Annotated in this window: 22 protein-coding genes; 10 read left to right on the top strand and 12 right to left on the bottom strand. The window is 60.3% G+C overall.

Features of this window, described 5'->3' with window-relative positions:
• Position 1: 1 nt before the first annotated feature.
• Positions 2-604, bottom strand: coding sequence for a LysE family translocator (locus tag RAK1035_RS10550; protein ID WP_008279960.1), 603 nt, complete (start codon positions 602-604; stop codon positions 2-4).
• Between the two features lie 125 nt (positions 605-729).
• Here RAK1035_RS10550 and RAK1035_RS10545 point away from each other — a divergent pair, with 125 nt between their 5' ends.
• Together RAK1035_RS10545 and RAK1035_RS10540 are read left to right on the top strand one after the other, a co-directional pair.
• The gene (locus RAK1035_RS10545) at positions 730-1,476 is read left to right on the top strand and encodes a rhomboid family intramembrane serine protease (protein WP_008279959.1); all 747 of its coding nucleotides are present in this window, start codon (positions 730-732) and stop codon (positions 1,474-1,476) included.
• Positions 1,473-1,841 carry a GFA family protein gene (locus RAK1035_RS10540; protein ID WP_008279958.1) on the top strand — a complete coding sequence of 123 codons (369 nt, stop codon included), beginning with the start codon at positions 1,473-1,475 and terminating at the stop codon, positions 1,839-1,841. The genes RAK1035_RS10545 and RAK1035_RS10540 overlap by 4 nt, the downstream gene beginning before the upstream one ends.
• A gap of 9 nt (positions 1,842-1,850) precedes the next feature.
• Here the strand turns inward: RAK1035_RS10540 and RAK1035_RS10535 are convergent, their stop codons facing one another.
• From RAK1035_RS10535 to RAK1035_RS10525, 3 genes are all read right to left on the bottom strand, one after another.
• On the bottom strand, positions 1,851-2,216 hold the full coding sequence (locus tag RAK1035_RS10535) for a hypothetical protein (RefSeq protein WP_008279957.1): 366 nt from the start codon (positions 2,214-2,216) through the stop codon (positions 1,851-1,853).
• 78 nt (positions 2,217-2,294) lie between these two features.
• The gene (locus RAK1035_RS10530; protein ID WP_037297120.1) at positions 2,295-3,080 is read right to left on the bottom strand and encodes an inositol monophosphatase family protein; all 786 of its coding nucleotides are present in this window, start codon (positions 3,078-3,080) and stop codon (positions 2,295-2,297) included.
• 65 nt (positions 3,081-3,145) lie between these two features.
• Positions 3,146-5,452 (bottom strand): DNA topoisomerase IV subunit A, encoded by a 2,307-nt coding sequence (locus RAK1035_RS10525; RefSeq protein WP_008279955.1) that lies wholly within the window; start codon positions 5,450-5,452, stop codon positions 3,146-3,148.
• Positions 5,453-5,609: 157 nt separating this feature from the next.
• Here RAK1035_RS10525 and RAK1035_RS10520 point away from each other — a divergent pair, with 157 nt between their 5' ends.
• From RAK1035_RS10520 to RAK1035_RS10495, 6 genes are all read left to right on the top strand, one after another.
• On the top strand, positions 5,610-6,230 hold the full coding sequence (locus RAK1035_RS10520; protein WP_008279954.1) for an SH3 domain-containing protein: 621 nt from the start codon (positions 5,610-5,612) through the stop codon (positions 6,228-6,230).
• Positions 6,231-6,269: 39 nt separating this feature from the next.
• The gene (locus RAK1035_RS10515) at positions 6,270-7,100 is read left to right on the top strand and encodes an SDR family oxidoreductase (RefSeq protein ID WP_008279953.1); all 831 of its coding nucleotides are present in this window, start codon (positions 6,270-6,272) and stop codon (positions 7,098-7,100) included.
• An 89-nt stretch (positions 7,101-7,189) separates the two neighbouring features.
• Positions 7,190-7,396, top strand: coding sequence for a twin transmembrane helix small protein (locus RAK1035_RS10510; protein WP_008279952.1), 207 nt, complete (start codon positions 7,190-7,192; stop codon positions 7,394-7,396).
• Between the two features lie 3 nt (positions 7,397-7,399).
• Positions 7,400-7,972, top strand: coding sequence for a cob(I)yrinic acid a,c-diamide adenosyltransferase (locus RAK1035_RS10505; RefSeq protein ID WP_008279951.1), 573 nt, complete (start codon positions 7,400-7,402; stop codon positions 7,970-7,972).
• Between the two features lie 166 nt (positions 7,973-8,138).
• Positions 8,139-8,897 (top strand): electron transfer flavoprotein subunit beta/FixA family protein, encoded by a 759-nt coding sequence (locus RAK1035_RS10500; protein WP_008279950.1) that lies wholly within the window; start codon positions 8,139-8,141, stop codon positions 8,895-8,897.
• A complete protein-coding gene (locus RAK1035_RS10495) occupies positions 8,897-9,823 on the top strand; it encodes an electron transfer flavoprotein subunit alpha/FixB family protein (RefSeq protein WP_037297306.1) in 927 nt (308 codons plus the stop codon). Before RAK1035_RS10500 ends, RAK1035_RS10495 begins: the two co-directional genes overlap by 1 nt.
• Before the next feature lie 48 nt (positions 9,824-9,871).
• Here RAK1035_RS10495 and RAK1035_RS10490 read toward each other — a convergent pair whose 3' ends face one another.
• On the bottom strand, positions 9,872-10,705 hold the full coding sequence (locus RAK1035_RS10490) for a DUF6473 family protein (RefSeq protein WP_008279948.1): 834 nt from the start codon (positions 10,703-10,705) through the stop codon (positions 9,872-9,874).
• Positions 10,706-10,865: 160 nt separating this feature from the next.
• Between RAK1035_RS10490 and RAK1035_RS10485 the strand changes: the two genes are divergently transcribed.
• Positions 10,866-11,741, top strand: coding sequence for a 3-hydroxybutyryl-CoA dehydrogenase (locus RAK1035_RS10485; RefSeq protein ID WP_008279947.1), 876 nt, complete (start codon positions 10,866-10,868; stop codon positions 11,739-11,741).
• A gap of 3 nt (positions 11,742-11,744) precedes the next feature.
• On the opposite strand, the gene RAK1035_RS10480 is transcribed toward RAK1035_RS10485, so the two are convergent.
• Genes RAK1035_RS10480 through RAK1035_RS10450 form a run of 7 tightly spaced genes read right to left on the bottom strand, consistent with a single transcriptional unit; the run spans position 11,745 to position 17,177 of the window.
• Positions 11,745-12,632 carry a lysophospholipid acyltransferase family protein gene (locus tag RAK1035_RS10480; RefSeq protein WP_008279946.1) on the bottom strand — a complete coding sequence of 296 codons (888 nt, stop codon included), beginning with the start codon at positions 12,630-12,632 and terminating at the stop codon, positions 11,745-11,747.
• 48 nt (positions 12,633-12,680) lie between these two features.
• The gene (locus RAK1035_RS10475; RefSeq protein ID WP_008279945.1) at positions 12,681-12,956 is read right to left on the bottom strand and encodes an HPr family phosphocarrier protein; all 276 of its coding nucleotides are present in this window, start codon (positions 12,954-12,956) and stop codon (positions 12,681-12,683) included.
• 16 nt (positions 12,957-12,972) lie between these two features.
• Positions 12,973-13,365 carry a PTS sugar transporter subunit IIA gene (locus RAK1035_RS10470; protein ID WP_008279944.1) on the bottom strand — a complete coding sequence of 131 codons (393 nt, stop codon included), beginning with the start codon at positions 13,363-13,365 and terminating at the stop codon, positions 12,973-12,975.
• Positions 13,366-13,379: 14 nt separating this feature from the next.
• On the bottom strand, positions 13,380-14,309 hold the full coding sequence (rapZ, locus tag RAK1035_RS10465; RefSeq protein ID WP_008279943.1) for an RNase adapter RapZ: 930 nt from the start codon (positions 14,307-14,309) through the stop codon (positions 13,380-13,382).
• Positions 14,310-14,321: 12 nt separating this feature from the next.
• Positions 14,322-14,759 (bottom strand): HPr kinase/phosphorylase, encoded by a 438-nt coding sequence (locus RAK1035_RS10460; RefSeq protein ID WP_008279942.1) that lies wholly within the window; start codon positions 14,757-14,759, stop codon positions 14,322-14,324.
• A 4-nt stretch (positions 14,760-14,763) separates the two neighbouring features.
• On the bottom strand, positions 14,764-16,476 hold the full coding sequence (locus RAK1035_RS10455) for a sensor histidine kinase (RefSeq protein ID WP_112303078.1): 1,713 nt from the start codon (positions 16,474-16,476) through the stop codon (positions 14,764-14,766).
• Positions 16,476-17,177: a response regulator transcription factor gene (locus RAK1035_RS10450; protein ID WP_037273860.1), complete on the bottom strand. Its 702-nt coding sequence runs from the start codon at positions 17,175-17,177 to the stop codon at positions 16,476-16,478. The genes RAK1035_RS10455 and RAK1035_RS10450 overlap by 1 nt, the downstream gene beginning before the upstream one ends.
• Before the next feature lie 370 nt (positions 17,178-17,547).
• On the opposite strand from RAK1035_RS10450, the gene RAK1035_RS10445 reads away from it, so the two are divergent.
• On the top strand, positions 17,548-19,146 hold the full coding sequence (locus RAK1035_RS10445) for a phosphoenolpyruvate carboxykinase (RefSeq protein ID WP_008279939.1): 1,599 nt from the start codon (positions 17,548-17,550) through the stop codon (positions 19,144-19,146).
• Positions 19,147-19,187: the final 41 nt, after the last annotated feature.

Raw genomic sequence — 19,187 nt, 5'->3', positions numbered from 1 at the left:
ATCAGGACAAAAGCATCCACAGGGCCACGGCCCCCAGGGTCACGCCGAAAGCTGTATTCAGTGCGCGCGCGCTTCCAGCGCGGGCAAAAAGCTGGCCCAATCTCGCGCCCATCATGGTCCACAGGGTAAAGGCCACTAGGTTGTTAAGCGTAAAAATCGTGGTGATACCCAGAACCAACACCGTCCGGTTGGTGTCCGAAACGCTCAGGAATTGCGTGAACATCAGCGCGATGATCACATAGGCCTTGGGGTTGAGGAGCAAGAGCACCGCCCCATCCCCAAACGAGGCCGGGCGTGCCTCAATCGCGCTGTCGCGCGCCCCGGCACGCAGTAAACCCCAAGCGATCCAGAAAACGTAAAGCGCACCCGCGAGTTTGAGCAAGACGAAGACCCCCGGCGCAGCCTCAAGCGCGCCGACAAAGCCGAAACCTATGGCGGCGGTCACCAGCCATGTGGCGATGTGATACCCAAAGCTTGCCGGAAACGTCGCCCTCATCCCAAAGCGCGCGCCATTGGCGGCGAAAAAGAGATTGCCGGGACCGGGACTATAGGCCAGCGGCAAAAGAAAAAGCACAAGCGCAAATGCAAGCTGGGTCATCGTCATCTCCTATGGATGGGACAACTTTGCGCACCGATCCCGATATTGGGCGACCCGGTTCTTGCGCAAATCGTGGCGGCGGGTGCAATCACCGGCTTTCCGTCCCCCGTGATCCGCGCTAGCTTTCGCGCATGTTTCCGATCCGCGATCATAATCCTTCGGGGCGCACACCCTATGTCACCTACGGGCTGATTGCGCTCAACGTGGTGATATTCTTGGCCTATTGGCCGCTTTTCTCAGATGAGCGGGCGCTCAATGTCTTTTTCTACGACTGGGCGATGATCCCCGCCAAAGTCACGCAAATCGGTGACTTCACCGGGCTTTTGACCTCGATGTTCCTGCACGGCGGGGTGCTGCACCTAGCGGGCAACATGCTGTTTCTGTGGATTTTTGGCGACAATATGGAGGACCGGATGGGGCATGTGCCCTATCTTGTTTTCTACATTGCCACTGGCGTTGTGGCGGGGCTGGCACAGATCTTGGATAGTCCGGGGTCGATGGTGCCGACCGTCGGGGCCTCTGGGGCGATTGCCGGGGTGATGGGGGGCTATCTCTTGCTATTTCCGCGCGCGCGGGTCGATATCTTGCTGATCTTCATCGTCTTTTTCCGTGTCATCACGATCCCGGCGGCAATTTTGCTGGTGCTGTGGTTTGCCATTCAGGTGATGGCTGGCCTCGGCAGCGATCCCGATATGGGCGGGGTCGCCTATTGGGCGCATGCGGGCGGCTTCGTGGCGGGCGTCCTTCTGACCCTGCCGATATTTCTGCGGCTGGGCGGCCCGCTTTTCTGGCGGGCGACAGCAGGCACTCCGCCCAATCCAGAGGCTGACTACCGCTTTCGCCGCAGTTCTATTCCAGCCGTGAGGAAACGCCGATGAATACCCCCCTCAAAGTGACCTGCCACTGTGGCGCGGTTGAGCTACGCGTGACGCTCTCGAACGGGCTCGAGACTGCGCGGCGGTGCGATTGCTCGTTTTGCCGCAGGCGTGGGGCAGCGGCGGTTTCGGCCCCCTTGGACAAGGTCGAGGTGGTCCGGGGTGCGGATAATCTGACGCTTTATCAATGGGGCACAGGCACGGCCAAGCACTATTTCTGCAAGACGTGCGGGATCTACACGCATCATCAGCGCCGCTCGGACCCGAATGAATATGGCGTCAATCTTGGGGCTATTGAAGGCGTCAATCCGCGTGATCTAGACCCGATAGGTTGGGTGGACGGGGTCAACCATCCATCAGATCGCTGACCCGGCGCATCAGGGGGCCGACAAAACCCATATGCCGTCCATGAGGCAGCGTTTGGTCCGCAGCCCGCGGGCGGGCTCTGCCCCCTTGGGCCTGAAGCGATGCGCAAGCGTGACACAAGCGCCCTCCACCGAGATGATCCGCACCACACCATCAGCGCGCGTGTTGGGGTTTTTCCAACTCACCTCATCGCCGACTTTTCCGCGCCCTTCCGAATAAAGACTGGCCGCACTGCGCATCATGATGTTGACATCGCCTTGAACCATTCCAGAGCGATCCAAATCGCGGAGAATGGCATTAGCCGAAGCTGGGGCTGCCCCCATGAAGACCATGACACCAATGGCAACAGCGTGCGCGAAATTTCTTTTGTGGATCATGGATCGCCTTCCCCGAGTTGTTACACCAATGCTGGAAAGGTAGGTGGCACTCCTCAGGGCGTCAACACAAAGCCCGCCTCAGCCCCGGATCACGCCCGCAAACTTGTCAAAGATCGCCTCGTTGCCGCAGATCACTTCGCCATCGGCCAGAATATTGCCACCAGAGCGCAGCGGTTCGACAAAGCCGCCCGCTTCGCGCACGATGATCACCCCTGCGGCCAGATCCCAGGCGTTCAAACGCCGTTCCCAGAACCCCTCATAGCGCCCTGCGGCGACATAGGCCATGTCGAGCGCCGCTGATCCCCAGCGGCGCACACCCGCGCAGGTGGGCATCAGCCGTGCCAAATCCTGCAAGGTTTCGGGCAGGTCGGCCCGCCCGCCAAAAGGCAGGCCCGTAGCAAAGATTGACTCGATCATCTTGCTGCGCCCCGAGACACGCAAGCGGCTCTCGTTCATCCAGGCACCTGCACCTTTTTCGGCAAAGAACGCCTCGTCCTTGCTGGCGTCATAGATGACACCTGCCACGACCTCGCCCTTGTGTTCGAGGGCAATGGAGACGGCCCAATGCGGCAGGCCGTGCAGAAAATTGGTGGTGCCATCCAGCGGGTCGACAATCCAGCGGCGGGTGGGGTCCTGCCCCTCTTCCTCGCCGCCCTCTTCGGCCAGCCAGCCATAGGTCGGACGCGCGCCCATCAACTCGGTCTTGAGGATTTTTTCCGCAGCAATATCGGCGCGGCTGACGAAATCGCCCGCGCCCTTCATGCTGACCTGAAGGTTCTCGACCTCGCGGAAATCCTTGGCCAGTGCCCGCCCCGCTTTGCGCGCGGCCTTGAGCATGACGTTGAGATTGGCACTACCTACCATGGGACGGGCTCCTTTTGGGTCAGGCCGGGGCTATACGCCGCGCATCCGCAACAGACAAGGCCCGATCAGGTAAAGCGGTTGTCACGCGGAAAGCCGCGCGGGGCCATGCGCCCCGATCCAGCGCGCTTGCCCAACCATTCCTCAAGATTGCTTTCCGTGCGGGTGCGCCCTGCGGGATCGCGCCAAGTCAGACCGGCCGCGAGATCAAAGGTGGTGGCATCGGACAACCCACCGTCCTTATATTTCTGAAGCCGCACGCCCTTGCCGCGCCCAAGTTCGGGCAATTCATCCAGAGCGAACACCAGCACCTTGCGATTATCCCCAACGCAGGCGACGTGATCGCCCGTCACCGGGCGGCAGACCAAGGCGCGCGCCGGTTCTTTGAGGTTCAGCACCTGCTTGCCGCTGCGGGTCTGGGCGATCACCTCTTCCTCGGGCACGATAAAACCGTCGCCTGCGTCAGAGGCGACCAGCAATTTACGCCCCGGTTTATGGATAAGCAGATCGACGATGCCCGCCTCATTGGGCAGATCGACCATCAGGCGCAGCGGTTCGCCCATGCCGCGCCCGCCGGGCAGGTTTGACGCGCTCAGCGTATAAAAGCGGCCATTGCTGCCAAAGACCAGAATCCGGTCGGTCGTCTCGGCATGGAACATGAAGCGGGGGCCATCGCCATCCTTGAACTTCAACTCGCGGCTCAGATCGAGATGCCCGGTCATGGCCCTGATCCAGCCCATTTGGCTGCACACCACCGTGATCGGTTCACGGTCGATCATCGCCTCAAGCGGCACGTCTTCGACGCTGCCCGCCTCGGCGAATTGCGTGCGGCGCGCGCCGATGGGATGGGTCTTGCCAAAGGTCTTTTTGACCTCTTTCAACTGATCGGCCACCGCCGCCCATTGCAGGGATACATCGTCGAGCAGATCCTCAAGCCCCGCACGTTCCGCCATCAATGTGTCGCGCTCTGCGCGCAACTCCATCTCTTCCAGACGGCGAAGGCTGCGCAACCGCATGTTCAGGATTGCCTCGGCCTGCACCTCGGTCAGCCCGGCCTCTGCGGTGGGTGGGGGCGGTACATAGTCCGCCTCAGACATTGCACGCGGCACGGTGCGGCCCCAATCCTCGCGCATCAGTGCCGCCTTTGGATCCTCGTCGTAGCGGATGATGTCGATCACCCGGTCGAGGTTGAGGAAGGCGATAATCAGCCCTTCCAGCACCTCCAGCCGGTGGTCGATCTTTTCCATCCGGTGCACAGAGCGGCGCAACAGCACCTGCTGCCGGAAATCAAGGAAGGCGCGCAGCACCTCTTTCAGCGAGCAGACCTTGGGCGTTACGCCATCAATCAAGACGTTCATATTGAGCGAGAACCGCACTTCCAATTCGGAGTTGCGATACATCATGCCCATCAACACCTCGGGATCGACATTCTTGGACCGTGGTTCCAGTACCAAACGCACGTCATCGGCGCTCTCGTCGCGGACATCGGCAAGGATCGGCACCTTGCGGGTCTGGATCAGTTCGGCAATCCGCTCGATCAGCTTGGATTTCTGCACCTGATAGGGAATTTCGGTCACGACAATCTGCCATTGACCGCGCCCCAGATCCTCCAACTCCCATTTGCAGCGCAGACGGAACGCGCCGCGCCCGGTCAGATAAGCCTGTGCGATGCTCTCGGGCGGCTCGACGATGACACCGCCGGTGGGGAAATCGGGGCCGGGGATATACTGCAGTAGCGTGTCGTCGCGGGCATCGGGCGACTTGATCAGATGCAGGCAGGCATCAATCAATTCGGCGATGTTATGCGGCGGAATATTGGTCGCCATGCCAACGGCAATGCCCGAAGAGCCATTGGCCAGCAGGTTCGGAAAAGACGCCGGAAGCACGACAGGCTCGCGCAGGGTGCCGTCGTAATTGTCACGGAAATCGACGGCATCTTCGGCCAGACCATCCAGCAGCGCCTCGGCAAAGGCGGTCATCCGCGCCTCGGTATATCGGCTTGCGGCGGGGTTATCGCCGTCGATATTGCCGAAATTACCCTGCCCATCCACGAGCGGATAGCGCACCGCGAAATCCTGTGCGAGACGCGCCATCGCATCGTAAATCGCCGCGTCACCATGCGGGTGATAGTTGCCCATCACGTCGCCGGAAATCTTGGCGGATTTGCGGAATCCCCCCGAACTGGACAGGCGCAACTCGCGCATCGCGTAGAGAATGCGGCGATGAACTGGCTTCAACCCATCCCGCGCATCGGGCAGCGCGCGGTGCATGATGGTCGAAAGCGCATAGGTCAAATAGCGCTCGCCAATCGCACGGCGGAGCGGCTCTGACACAGCCTCGGGCTGCATATTGGGGTCGTCCAACAAATCACTCATGGATATGGTGATAGCCCTGCCACCCTGCGGCGTAAAGCATCCAGAGGCCACAGGTTTCAATCTTTTCCGATTTCCCCTCATGCGACGGCACGAATCGGATATACTGGATGCGCTGCCAAGCACTTTAATCTGTCGTATGGTACTGGGGGGATGCGCAATGTGGCGCTTTATTCTTGTGAGCTTTGCTTTTCTGGGATGGTCTTTTTATGAATTGAGCGGCGGGGCTGATTATCGCCCGTCGGCCAATTCCATTCAGGCGCGTGCCCTTCTTGACAATCACCGGCCGCAGGCCCGGCCCTTGCGTGTGAATGTGATCGAACTGGCGCAGGATGGCACACCCCGGCAGGATGCCGAGGTCACGCGCACCATCACCTCGCTGCATGATCTGGGCCTCAGCATGGGTGATAAAGTGGTGCTGACGCTGGCCTCTGCCGAAGGGGACGCAACACCTGATCCCATTTCCCTCAACCTGCCGACCGTGCGTGTGGCAACGCCCACCGCCCTGCCCGACACGCCAGAGGTGGCCCAGCCCGTGCAAGCGGTTGCGCTGGACGGTGAGACGCTGGCCGCGGCCTCAGACCTGCGCCGGGTTTCGGGAAATTCGGTCAATCTACGCACCGGGCCCGGCACTGGTTTTGGTCGCGTGGCCAGCCTGAAGCGCGGCACCGAAGTGATCGTGCTGCGCGACCCCGGTGAAGGCTGGATCAAGCTGCGCGTGGTCGAGACCGGGCGCATCGGCTGGATGGCAGAGACGCTGCTTACGCTGGCCTCTGACTAACTCTTGCATCGCGGCGCGGCGCACGCCACAAGGTCGGGCATGACGCAACGCTCCATCCTGATCACCGGCTGTTCTTCGGGCATCGGCTATAACGCAGCCCACGGGTTGCGCGCGCGCGGCTGGCGGGTGTTTGCCGCCTGCCGGCAACAAGCCGATTGCGAACGGCTGCGCGCGGAAGGGTTCGACAGCCCACGCATCGACTATGCCGATGAGGCCAGTATTGAGCAGGCCGTGGCCGAAGTGCTGACCGCCACCGGTGGGCGGCTGGATGCGCTGTTCAACAATGGGGCCTATGCCTGTCCGGGGTTGGTCGAGGATTTGCCGCGCGACGCGCTGCGCGAGATTTTCGAAAGCAACTTTTTTGGCTGGCATGACCTGACACGACAGGTGATCCCGGCCATGCGCGCGCAGGGGCATGGCCGCATCGTGCAATGCTCGTCGGTATTGGGTCTGGTTACACTCGGCTGGCGCGGGGCCTATGTGAGCACCAAATTCGCCCTCGAGGGGCTGACCGATACGCTGCGGATCGAAATGCGCGACAGTGGCATTCATGTCTGCCTGATCGAACCTGGTCCCGTGACCACAAAAATCCGCGAGAATGCCCGCGCGCCATTTGAACGTTGGATCGACTGGGAAAGCGCGCATCGCATGGCCGAATATCGCGACAAGTTGCGCCCGCGTCTTTACGGCCCCTACGCCAAAGACAATTTCGAACTGCCCCCCGAGGCGGTCACCAAGAAACTGATCCATGCGCTCGAAGCGCCCCGCCCAAAGGCGCGGTATTACGTGACCACGCCCACTTACCTCATGGGCACGCTGCGCCGCATTCTGCCCACGCGCCTGCTGGATTGGGTGATCTCGAAAGCGTGACGGGCGCGCGCCCGCGTCATATTTTCCCTTTCGCTTTTCGCCCCGCGCCGCCTAGATGTGCCCCAGCACCAACCCCGAAAGGACACCTTATGCTGCAAGACCCGCTTTTCATCCTCATGGCCGTGGGCTGTATTGCGGTGGCGGTGATCCTGATCCGAGGCATTTCCACCTTTGGCAAAGAAGGCGTGGAGAATGCGAAACGATCGAACAAATTCATGCAATGGCGGTTGATCGCGCAATTCATAGCGATCATCCTCATCCTAATTTTCGTATATTTCCGCAGGCAGGGAGGATAATCCATGGTGGTTCTCAACAAAATCTACACGCGCACCGGCGATGCGGGGGAAACAGCACTGGGCAATGGCACCCGCGTGGCCAAACATTCGGCCCGCGTGACGGCCTATGGCACGGTGGATGAGGTCAACGCGACCGTGGGTCTTGCCCGGCTTTATGCCAAGGACGAAACCGACGATGCGCTGGCACGCATCCAGAATGACCTGTTTGATCTGGGGGCTGATCTCTGCCGTCCGGATATGGAGCGTGACAAGGATGCCGAATATCCGCCTCTGCGCATGGCCTCCAGCCAAGTTGACCGGCTGGAAGCCGAGATTGACGCCATGAACAAGCATCTCGAGCCACTGCGCAGTTTCATTCTGCCCGGTGGATCGCCCTTGGCCGCGCATCTGCATCTATGCCGCACCGTGTCACGCCGGGCAGAGCGCCTGACGGTAGAGTTGTCGGCGCTGGAAAACGTCAACGAATCGGCGCTCAAATATCTGAACCGTTTGAGCGACTGGTTCTTTGTCGCCTCTCGCATGGCCAATGACAGCGGGAAAGCGGATGTTCTTTGGGTTCCCGGTGCCAATCGCTGAAACACTCTGGCAACATTCTTGCGCTGAAAACCTGAAACGCGACGTCGCCGGACGATAACGTGACGATTTTGCCCTGTTTCCCGTGCGGCTGAGCCGGTATCAACGCGCTGGAGAGATTATCCGGGGGGCGCACTGCCCCCCACCACCATTAAGGGAGACCATGCCAATGAAGGTGCTCGTGCCTGTCAAGCGTGTGATCGACTATAACGTGAAAGTTCGTGTGAAGGCGGACGGGAGCGGTGTCGATCTTGCGAATGTGAAGATGTCGATGAACCCGTTTGACGAAATTGCCGTCGAAGAAGCGATTCGCCTCAAGGAAGCAGGCAAAGCCAGCGAAGTCATCGCAGTCTCTATCGGCGTGAAACAGGCGCAGGAAACGCTGCGCACGGCGCTTGCCATGGGCGCGGACCGGGCCATTCTGGTGGTCGCCGCCGATGATGTGCATCAAGACATCGAGCCGCTCTCGGTGGCCAAGATCCTTGCCAAAATCGTCGAAGAAGAGGCACCCGGCCTTGTGCTCTGTGGCAAGCAGGCGATCGACAACGACATGAACGCCACCGGACAGATGCTGTCGGCGCTTCTGGGTTGGTCTCAGGCCACCTTTGCCTCGTCGCTTGACGTGGATGGCGACACCGCCGTTGTCACCCGCGAAGTCGATGGCGGCTTGCAAACGATCAAAGTCAAGACGCCGACCATTGTCACCGTCGACCTGCGCCTTAACGAGCCGCGTTATGCCAGCCTGCCCAATATCATGAAGGCCAAGAAAAAGCCGCTGGATGAGAAAACCGCCGCCGATTACGGCGTCGATGTCACGCCGCGGCTGGAAATCACCGGCACCTCCGAGCCCGCAAGCCGCGCGGCGGGTGTCATCCTCGGCTCGGTCGACGAGCTGGTTGCGAAACTCAAGGAAGTGGGAGCCGTATGATGTCTGTTCTTCTTCTCGCCGAAGTCACCGATGGGGAATTGTCGCTGGATGCGACCGCCAAGGCGGTCACGGCAGCGGCCAAACTGGGCGATGTGACCGCGCTCTGCTGTGGCGCCTCTGCGGCGGCGGCTGGTGCTGCGGCGGCCAAAATCGCCGGTGTCAAAAAGGTGCTGGTGGCCGAGGATCCCTCGCTTGGGCACCGTTTGGCAGAACCCACAGCGGCGCTGATCGTCAGCCTCGCGGGCGACTATAGCCATATCGTGGCCCCTGCGACCACGGACGCCAAGAACGTGCTACCGCGCGTGGCCGCACTCCTGGATGTGATGGTGATTTCGGACGCCTCAGGCGTGGTCGATGCCGATACGTTCGAGCGCCCGATCTATGCCGGCAACGCGATCCAGACCGTTAAATCGCGCGACGGCAAAAAAGTCATCTCCTTCCGGACCTCGACCTTTGACGCAGCGGGCGAACAGGCCGCAGCACCGGTCGAGACAATTTCGGCCACGCCGAACCCCGGCCTGTCGGAATGGATCGAAGACAAGGTTGCGGCCTCTGATCGCCCTGAACTGACCTCGGCGGGCGTCGTGGTGTCGGGCGGGCGCGGTGTCGGCTCCAAGGACGATTTCGCACTGATCGAAGGGCTTGCGGACAAGCTAGGAGCCGCTGTTGGGGCTTCTCGCGCCGCAGTCGACTCGGGCTATGCGCCGAACGACTGGCAGGTTGGGCAGACCGGCAAAGTCGTGGCCCCCAACCTCTATGTCGCCGTGGGCATTTCCGGCGCGATCCAGCATCTTGCTGGTATGAAGGACAGCAAGATCATCGTCGCCATCAACAAAGATGAAGAAGCGCCGATTTTCCAAGTGGCCGACTACGGCCTTGTCGCTGACCTCTTTACCGCCCTGCCGGAACTGACCAAAAAGCTCTGATTTGCGGCAAAGCGAAACCGAAGCCCGCGCCTAATCGGCGCGGGTTTTTTATTTGCGCAACAAGGTTTCCAACACCGGCGACAGGGCACGCGATGCCTCGGAATGGGCCAGCAAACCGGGCAGATCGGCGGCGACCCCCTCTTGCATCGGATCAAACCGCATGCCGCGTGTGCCCTGCGCACAGGCCTCGGGGCTGATCACCACCTCAACCACATGGGCCGCCCGGGCCCCCACAGCGCGCAGCATGGCGCGGCTGACAAAGGCAGGATCGTCCGCGATGCCCGCTGCCTCATGCCCAAGGCCGGGCAGATGCCGCGAGAACCACATCAACACGACTGGCGCAGTCAACCGTTCAAGCAACGCCTGCATGCGCGCCACCCAGACCTCTTGCAGACCTTCGCGCAGCACCGCAAACCGGTCAGGCGAAATATCCGCCAAGCGCTGCATCATGTGGCGGGTAAAGTGGAACTCGGTAAAATCGACCTCGGGATAGAGGCGGCGCAAGCGGGGGCTCGCCTCTAGAAAGCGGTCGTTGCGGCGCGGATGCACCCGGTAGAACGGATTGCAAAGGTTGATCGCCCCCGGCACCTGCAACACCACGGCGCGCGCGGCTGACACCAAATCAAGCAGGCCCTCATCCTTGAGAAAGGCATCGACACCCGCATTTGGCCAGCCGAAATTGACGCAGGCCGTTCCCAAGGATCGCTCCATCAGATCAGGATAGGGTCGGTCAATGAAGGTGCCATAGGTTTCAGTGCCGCCAAGGCAGGCCACGAAATCCCCCGTCAAGCGGCGCTGCGGGCCGCGAAAGACCAATTTTGACCCGTCATACCGGACAGGCCGATAGTCGAGGGGCCTATGCCCCAAGCGTTCAAATCCCATGTTACCCACCTTGATCTACTCACCCATGGAAAGGGTGGACGATTCCTCTTGCTAAATCGCTAAACGACCAATTCGCGGATTATTTTACCTATCCCATGCCCTTGCGGCCTACGCCCGCTGCGGCCTATGCTGCTGCAGCAATCGGACAGGGATCGGGCGGATGGACATCACGAGAATCGGTGTGGTTGGCGCGGGCCAGATGGGCAACGGCATCGCCCATGTGATGGCTCTTGCGGGCTACGATGTGCTGCTCAACGACATCAGCGCCGAGGCGCTGGATCGTGCCATGGCGGCCGTCCGCAAGAACATGGAACGCCAAGTCAGCCGGGGCAAGATCGCGCAAGACACTATGGAGGCCGCACTAGCGCGGATCACCACCACCCAGACACTGACCGATCTGGGCAAGACCGATCTGGTGATCGAAGCCGCGACCGAACGCGAGGCAGTCAAACAGGCAATTTTTGATGAACTCTTGCCGCATCTGGAGCCGCATACGATCCTGACCTCGAACACCTCGTCGATCTCGATCACGCGGCTTGCGAGCCGCACCGACCGACCCGAGAAATTCATGGGCTTTCATTTCATGAACCCGGTGCCGGTTATGCAACTGGTGGAACTGATCCGGGGCATCGCCACGGACAAGGACACGTTCAACGCCTGTCTCGCCGTGGTCGAGAAACTGGGCAAGACCGCAGCTTCTGCCGAGGATTTTCCGGCCTTCATCGTCAACCGCATCCTGATGCCGATGATCAACGAGGCCGTCTACACGCTCTATGAAGGGGTTGGAAACGTCAAATCCATCGACGAGTCCCTCAAACTTGGGGCCAATCACCCGATGGGGCCGCTGGAATTGGCGGATTTCATCGGGCTTGATACCTGTCTTGCGATCATGAATGTGCTGCATGACGGCCTGGCGGATACCAAGTATCGCCCCTGCCCGCTGTTGACGAAATATGTCGAGGCTGGGTGGCTCGGGCGCAAGACCGGGCGTGGGTTCTACGATTATCGCGGAGAAGTGCCCGTGCCCACGCGGTGAGCGTTACTTGCTGCTATCGCCCAATGAGAGCGTGTGGGCGCGCAGCCATTCCATGAAACCGCGCGGGTCGCTTTCCAGCATCGCCATGCGCTCGTCGCTGATCGGCGCACCTACAACCGGTTTCTGGGCATTGTTGCAGCTATGCACGACCTCATGCAAAAGCAAACCTTGCCGCAGGGTGGCAGACGTGCGGTTGGCGATCTGATACCAGCGAGAATTCGCCCCCGGAAAAAAGATCGGCACGACGCGCGCACCGGACCGCCGGATCATCTGCGCGGTGAAGACATTCCATTCCCGTTCTATCGCAGGCCCAAACATCGTATCGCTTGAGGCCACGACGCCCGAAGGAAATACGCTGATAACGCCGCCCTCTTTGAGATGCGCCATCGCCTTGGCACGCATCTCGACCGATTTGCGCTGTGCATCGGGTTCGTGGGGAAACGGGACAGAGATCATGTAAGAGGCCGCCACCTCGTCGATCCCGGTCAAAAGCGCGCGGGTGAGGATCTTGTAATCACTCCGCCGCCGACCGATCAGATCGGCAAGGATCATCCCATCCACCAGACCATGCGGATGGTTGGCCACCACCACCACCGGCCCCTCAAGCGGGATATGCGCCACTTCTTCATCCGGGGTCAGCAGGGGAATACCCATGGTATCCAATGCCGCGCGCCAAAACGCCTGACCGGTTGGGGCACCACGTTTCTCGAATTTGCGGATCATGCGCAGGATGGTGATCTTGCCGGTCATCCATTCCATCACACGGATGATGAACGAAGTCAGCCCGTTGTCAAAACTATTGGCATAGGTCAGGCTGCGGCGGTCGTATTTAGTATAGAGGACCGTATCGCCCGTCTCTGTGCCGGACTCTGGCTGCGCCTTGATGTTCACTGCTTTGTTCCTGTCCCGCTCGTGTCGCGACTTCCCGATCCCGCGCGCTTACATGCTTTCGCCAAACCTGTCGGCAACCAGTGCCGAAACCGCCTCTGCCAGAGGGGTTGCATCCGGCCCAACGACTTCGACGTCAATAGTGGTTCCTTTGGCCGCTGCCAACATCAAAAGCCCCATGATGCTATCGCCCGAGGCGGATTGGCCATTGCAAGAGACCTCTGCACGGGCGTCAAAACCCTCGACCACCTCGACCAATTTGGCCGCGGCGCGGGCGTGCAACCCCTTTTCGTTGACGATCTCCATCCGGCGGATCACCTTGTCCATGCTCACCCCTGCCTTCCTACTCTTCTGATACGTTATGGCTGTCGATGTATTTGCGCCCTGCCTCAAGCGCGGCGCGCACCGCATCGGGCAACGGCATGTGTCGGCTCTTGGCCAGCTTGATCAGCATCGGCAGGTTCGCACCATAAAGTATGCGCCGATCATTCGGGCGACAGGCGCGCAGCGACAGGTTCGAGGGCGAGCCGCCAAAGATATCGGTCACAAGCACAACGCCGCCACCTGTGTCGACCGCATCAGCCGCTGCACAGATCTCGTCTTGTTTGGCGGTGCGATCATGGTCGCCCTCGATGGAAATCGCCATCACCCCGGTCTGGGCCCCCACCACATGTTCGACGGCCCTGAGATACTCATTGGCCAGCCCGCCATGCGCCACGATCACGATCCCGATCAAGACTGCGTCACTCCTCAGACGTCGCGGGCGGGGCCGGGGGCCTCTGCCCCGCTGCGCCGCTCCAGTTCTCGGTGCCTTATTGACACTTGCCAGCCATCTTTCGCAAGGGTCGCACCCAAAGTTTCTGCCATCGCCACGCTGCGATGTTGCCCGCCAGTGCAGCCAAAGCCTATCGAGAGATAAGCCTTGCCCTCGGTCTCATAAGCGGGAAGCAGCAGTTCGACAATCTCTGTTACCCGCTGGCGAAATTCTGCAAAGAGCGGATCGCCCGCAATATGCGCCGCCACTTGGGGCACACGCCCGTCAAGGGCCCGCAGGTCTGGCTGCCAATAGGGATTGCGCAGAAACCGGCAGTCAAACACCATATCAAGGCCGCGCGGCAGCCCCCGCTTGTAGGAAAACGAATGCACCGAGACCGCAAGGCTTTCGGCATCGCCCGGCCCATACCAGCGCCCCAATTCTGCGCGCAGGTCATGCGGCGTCATGTCGGACGTGTCGATCAGCAGATCAGCCCGAACACGGACCGGGGCGAGCAAATCGAATTCGCGCGCGATTCCGGCCTCGGCACTCTCGTCCGGGGCCAGCGGATGCCGCCTGCGGGTTTCGGAAAACCGCCGTTGCAGGATTTCGGCGCGGCAATCGAGATATAGCACCTGCAACGGTTGGCCGGGGTGCCAATCACTGCGGTCGATCATCTCGATCAGGGCATTGGTCGAAAAATCACGATTGCGGGCATCAACACCAAGTGCCAGCGGCTTGTCGGATTTTGGCGCCTCCAAAAGACGCGGCAAGAGCGAGAGCGGCATATTGTCGATCGCTTCATAGCCCATATCCTCAAGCGCGCGGATCGCGGTGCTGCGCCCGGCACCAGAAGGCCCCGTGACCAGAACAAGGCGATTGCGCGTCTTTCCGGCCTCTGTTCGAGCGTCAGGCTCGGACGGCATGGTATGGCTCCTTCAGATCAACGTCCCATGCATGAGATATAGCAGGACCGCAGCCGGAAAATGAGCATGATCCGCTTTTTTTACAAGCGGCAGGCTCTGCCCCAGAAGATCGGCATGTTCGAGCGGTGGCAAGCGGTCCGTGCTTTCGGTGTCCAGATCGACAATCAAAGCAAGCGGCTTTGGCCCGGTCGAGGGTATTTGCAGGATACCCATACCGCGCGCCTCGATCTGCCCGCGGATGGTTTCAGGCGCATCCGCCATGATACGCCCTGCCTCAAGCCAGAGACGGGTGCGGTCATCGGCGACCAACCCCGCGCCAAGCGCCAGAAGTTGCAGGGCAAGGCCGGACTTTCCGCGCCCCGATGCCCCCCGGATCAGCACCGCGCGGCCAGAATGCGCCACGCAGGTGGCATGTAGGATGATGTCGGCGGGATGAGGCGCGTCTGTCACCGGCTCAGACCGGCAGACCCACGACAAAGCGCGCGCCCAAGGGATCTGAGGTGGCATCAGCATGGGTGGGACGAATGTTTTCGGCCCAGATCACACCATCATGCGCCTCGACGATCTGTTTGGAGATCGCAAGACCAAGGCCAGAATTATTGCCGAAATCCCCCTCGGGCCGCTCGGAGTAGAAGCGTTGGAAGACCTTTTCCAGCGCCTGTTCAGGGATACCAGGGCCGGTATCTTCGACCACCACCAGCACGCGATTGGCACGGCGGCGCGCCCAAACGCGGATTGCGTCACCCTCTTCGCAGAAACTGATGGCATTGGTGATGAGATTGACAAACACCTGTGCCAATCGCCCCTCAAGCCCGGTGGTGACGATGGGCTGAGGCGGGAAATCCATGATGAATTCGATCCCGTTCTTCTGCGCCTCTTCGCCCAGATAAGTCCCAAGGTTCTGCAACATCTTGAGCAGATCAAAGGATTCTTGTTCTTCCTTGACCAATTCGCTGTCAAGCCGCGAGGCATTGGAAATATCGCTCACAAGACGGTCCAGCCGGCGCACATCATGTTCGATCACCTCCAACAGACGCTCGCGCTGATCGTCGCGCTTGGCAATGCGCATGGTGCCCACGGCAGAGCGCAGGCTGGCGAGAGGGTTCTTGATCTCATGGGCCACGTCAGCGGCGAATTGCTCGTTGCTGTCGATCCGGTGGTAAAGCGCCGAGACCATGCCACGCAACGCACCGCTAAGACGCCCGATTTCATCGGGGCGCGCGGTCAGGTCGGGGATACGGATACGTCCCTTGGCCCCTTTGCCCTTGTTACGGTCGCGCCCGATTTCCGCAGCCGCCGCCAGATCGGCCAAGGGGTTCGAAATGGTCGAGGCAAGAATGAGGCTGAGACCCACCGATACCAAAGTGGCAATCAGGAACATCTGAAGCACGCGCTCGCGCTCTACCCTTGCCAGCTTGTCAAGCTCGCCGCTGGCATTGGCCAACGCCACCACCGCGACAGGTGTATTGCCTTGCATCACCGGGGCGGCCACCGTCAGAACAACGCCCTGCGCGGTCTCGGCGGTGCGCACTTCTACGCCGCCCCCCACTGCCAGATCGACCATGTCACGGGCCACATCCTCAACCACGCGGCTGGCAGAGACCTGATCCACGCCAGAAAACGGGCTTGAAATCCGATCCCACACCCGGCTGAGAAAATCCGTCATTGGCGTTGATGGCAGGGTCGCGGTGCGGTCCTGACCCATCGTATCGCCCTGCTTGCGCCCCACCAACATGCCGGTGCGATCAAACAAAAACACCTCTGTTCCGGTCTGAATATCCAGATTGTCCAGCGTGGTGGCCATGTCCACCCCATCGCCGGTTGCAAAACTGACCGGCGCACCGACAGGCAGACGCGCCTCGACCACATCCGCGATCAGGGCTGTCTGCACCATCAGGCTGTTCGCGCGCTGCATCGCGAGATTGTCGCGTGACGAATTGAGATAGAGGATACCCACAACCAGCACATTGAGCGCAATCAGGTTGAAGGTGATGATCTTGCGCGTCAGCGAGGAGTCACGAAAGCTGAACCAGCCGCGTTTGGCGCGGCGGGCATTCAGCTCTCCTTCGTCCAGACGATCCGGTGCGACAAAATCATCGCCAAGGACAAGGTCGTTATCCTTTCGCGGCTGCACGCTCCGCACCCCTATCCGCTCGACCAGAGCCATTATTCTTCGTTGTACCGATATCCGATACCATAAAGCGTCTCGATTGCCGAAAACTCAGGATCGACCATGCGCAGCTTCTTGCGCAGCCGCTTGATGTGGCTGTCGATGGTGCGGTCGTCGACATAGACCTGATCATCATAGGCCACATCCATCAGCTGATCGCGGCTTTTGACGAAGCCGGGCCGCTTGGCCAGCGCCTGCAACAGCAGGAATTCGGTCACGGTGAGTGATACATCCTGCCCTTTCCAGCTGACCGAATGGCGCAGCGGATCCATCAAAAGATTGCCGCGTTCGATCACCTTGGTTTCTTCGGTTTCGACAACGACATGCCCATTGGCTGCATCCTGACGGCGCAGAAGGGCGCGGATCCGTTCCACCAGCAAGCGCTGCGAGAACGGCTTTTTCACATAGTCATCGGCGCCCATGCGCAGGCCCAGAACCTCGTCGATCTCATCATCCTTGGAGGTGAGGAAGATCACGGGCATCTGCGATTTCTGGCGCAGGCGTTGCAACAGGTCCATGCCATCCATGCGCGGCATCTTGATGTCGAGCACGGCCATATCGGGCAATTTCTTGCTAAAGGCGTCAAAGGCCTGTTGGCCATCATTATAGGTTTCAACCTCAAAGCCTTCGGCTTCGAGTGTCATGGATACGGATGTCAGAATATTCCTGTCATCGTCCACGAGGGCGATTTTGGACATAGTTCTATTCCCTTTACTGCTCGGTCTGCCTGCATTTTTTGTGCCACTATGCTCTGTTTCCGGTCGTTTGATCAATTCAAATCTGCGAATCAGCCGGGTCGCCATGGTCGATTGACGCAGAAATTTCTTGAGAATGGCTAAATTGACTCACTTTACACGCTCTGGCAGTGCAATGTTTGCGCCACCATCCACTTGGTTGCGCTAACCTGCGGCTGGTTGCGCTAACCATATGAATCTGCCCTGTTATTTTTCCAAAGCGGCATGTTAAGAGCCGCGCAGCCGGGCATGCTGCCCGACCGACGCCGCCCAAGCGGCGCCCTGAACGATCCCGTAGGAAAGCTGCGGATCTGGCGAACAGGAGCTTGACAATATGACATTCGGACGGGTGAACCCGCATTTCCAGCTTGAGGATCAAGGTATCACGGGGCTGGGAACGGTCCATTACAACCTCATCGAACCGGCACTGATCGAAGCCGCGCTAAAGGCCGGTGAGGGCACCCTGGGCCAAGGCGGCACGCTGCTTGTGACCACCGGCAAATTCACCGGCCGGTCGCCCAAGGACAAGCATATCGTCAAAACCGACAGTGTTGCCGACACGATCTGGTGGGAAAACAACGCCGCCATGTCGCCCGAAGGGTTCGATGCGCTCTATGCCGATATGCTGACCTATCTTAAGGGGCGCGATGTTTTTGTTCAGGATCTGATCGGCGGTGCCGACCCCGCGCATTCCATCAACATGCGGATGATTTCGGAACTTGCGTGGCACAGCCTCTTCAACCGGACCATGCTACGGCGTCCAAAGCGCGACGCGCTGGACAGCTTCATCGCTGATTTCACGGTCATCAACTGCCCGGGCTTCAAGGCAGATCCCGAACGCCACGATTGCCGCTCGGAAACGGTGATCGCAATGAATTTCGACCGCAAACTGATCCTTGTGGGCAATACCGAATACGCGGGCGAAAACAAGAAATCGGTGTTCTCGCTGCTGAACTACCTCTTGCCGGAAAAAGGCATCATGCCGATGCATTGCTCCGCCAATCACGCGGAGGGCAATCCCGTCGATACCGCCATCTTCTTTGGCCTCTCGGGCACGGGCAAAACCACGCTATCGGCTGATCCCAACCGCACGCTCTTGGGTGATGACGAACATGGCTGGTCGGATCGTGGCACCTTCAATTTCGAGGGGGGCTGCTATGCCAAGACCATCAATCTGAGCGCCGAGGCAGAGCCGGAAATCTATGCCACCTGCGGCATGTTCGGCACGATCATCGAAAATATGGTGTTCGATCCTGAAACGCAGGAGCTGGATTTCGAGGATGACAGCCTGACGCCCAACATGCGCTGCGCCTATCCGCTGCATTACATCTCGAACGCGTCAGAGACCGCGCTTGGTGGGCACCCCAAGAATGTCATCATGCTGACCTGCGATGCCTTTGGCGTATTGCCGCCAATCTCGCGGCTGACCCCGGCACAGGCGATGTATCACTTCCTCTCTGGTTTCACCTCCAAGATGGCGGGCACGGAGCGGGGAATTGATGAACCGCAGCCCGTGTTCTCCACCTGCTTTGGCGCGCCCTTCATGCCGCGCCGCCCCGAGGTCTATGGCAACCTTCTGCGCGAAAAGATTGCCAAGCATGGCGCAACCTGCTGGCTGGTCAACACCGGCTGGACGGGCGGCGCATTCGGCACCGGATCGCGGATGCCGATCAAGGCGACGCGGGCGCTTTTGACCGCTGCTCTCGATGGCTCGCTCAACGATGTGGAGTTCCGCAAGGACCCGAATTTCGGCTTTGACGTGCCCGTGGCGGTTCCCGGCGTGGCCGAGGTGCTGCTTGATCCGCGCCGAACCTGGACCGATCCCACCGCCTATGATGCGCAGGCGGCCAAGCTGGTGCAGATGTTTGCCGATAATTTCGCGCAATATGTCGCCTTTATCGACGAGGATGTGCGCGCGGCGTCGCTGGGCTAAGCCCCCCCATTCGGGAACGCCTGGACCCTCGCCTTGACGGG

The organism is Roseovarius sp. AK1035 (assembly GCF_003288315.1).
Classification (GTDB): domain Bacteria; phylum Pseudomonadota; class Alphaproteobacteria; order Rhodobacterales; family Rhodobacteraceae; genus Roseovarius; species Roseovarius mucosus_A.
Note: the sequence above shows the minus strand (reverse complement) of the source record. Positions and strands in the feature narration are given on the sequence as shown.

Excerpts from the sequence above, each read along its gene's own strand:
- RAK1035_RS10530 (WP_037297120.1), bottom strand. The coding sequence starts at position 3,080 with ATGGTAGGTAGTGCCAATCTCAACGTCATGCTCAAGGCCGCGCGCAAA.
- RAK1035_RS10455 (WP_112303078.1), bottom strand. The coding sequence starts at position 16,476 with ATGGCTCTGGTCGAGCGGATAGGGGTGCGGAGCGTGCAGCCGCGAAAG.
- RAK1035_RS10450 (WP_037273860.1), bottom strand. The coding sequence starts at position 17,177 with ATGTCCAAAATCGCCCTCGTGGACGATGACAGGAATATTCTGACATCC.
- RAK1035_RS10520 (WP_008279954.1), top strand. The coding sequence starts at position 5,610 with ATGTGGCGCTTTATTCTTGTGAGCTTTGCTTTTCTGGGATGGTCTTTT.
- RAK1035_RS10545 (WP_008279959.1), top strand. The coding sequence starts at position 730 with ATGTTTCCGATCCGCGATCATAATCCTTCGGGGCGCACACCCTATGTC.
- RAK1035_RS10500 (WP_008279950.1), top strand. The coding sequence starts at position 8,139 with ATGAAGGTGCTCGTGCCTGTCAAGCGTGTGATCGACTATAACGTGAAA.
- RAK1035_RS10490 (WP_008279948.1), bottom strand. The coding sequence starts at position 10,705 with ATGGGATTTGAACGCTTGGGGCATAGGCCCCTCGACTATCGGCCTGTC.
- RAK1035_RS10550 (WP_008279960.1), bottom strand. The coding sequence starts at position 604 with ATGACGATGACCCAGCTTGCATTTGCGCTTGTGCTTTTTCTTTTGCCG.
- RAK1035_RS10445 (WP_008279939.1), top strand. The coding sequence starts at position 17,548 with ATGACATTCGGACGGGTGAACCCGCATTTCCAGCTTGAGGATCAAGGT.
- RAK1035_RS10475 (WP_008279945.1), bottom strand. The coding sequence starts at position 12,956 with ATGGACAAGGTGATCCGCCGGATGGAGATCGTCAACGAAAAGGGGTTG.
- RAK1035_RS10515 (WP_008279953.1), top strand. The coding sequence starts at position 6,270 with ATGACGCAACGCTCCATCCTGATCACCGGCTGTTCTTCGGGCATCGGC.
- RAK1035_RS10505 (WP_008279951.1), top strand. The coding sequence starts at position 7,400 with ATGGTGGTTCTCAACAAAATCTACACGCGCACCGGCGATGCGGGGGAA.
- RAK1035_RS10535 (WP_008279957.1), bottom strand. The coding sequence starts at position 2,216 with ATGATCCACAAAAGAAATTTCGCGCACGCTGTTGCCATTGGTGTCATG.
- RAK1035_RS10485 (WP_008279947.1), top strand. The coding sequence starts at position 10,866 with ATGGACATCACGAGAATCGGTGTGGTTGGCGCGGGCCAGATGGGCAAC.
- RAK1035_RS10525 (WP_008279955.1), bottom strand. The coding sequence starts at position 5,452 with ATGAGTGATTTGTTGGACGACCCCAATATGCAGCCCGAGGCTGTGTCA.
- RAK1035_RS10495 (WP_037297306.1), top strand. The coding sequence starts at position 8,897 with ATGTCTGTTCTTCTTCTCGCCGAAGTCACCGATGGGGAATTGTCGCTG.
- RAK1035_RS10540 (WP_008279958.1), top strand. The coding sequence starts at position 1,473 with ATGAATACCCCCCTCAAAGTGACCTGCCACTGTGGCGCGGTTGAGCTA.
- rapZ (WP_008279943.1), bottom strand. The coding sequence starts at position 14,309 with ATGCCGTCCGAGCCTGACGCTCGAACAGAGGCCGGAAAGACGCGCAAT.
- RAK1035_RS10510 (WP_008279952.1), top strand. The coding sequence starts at position 7,190 with ATGCTGCAAGACCCGCTTTTCATCCTCATGGCCGTGGGCTGTATTGCG.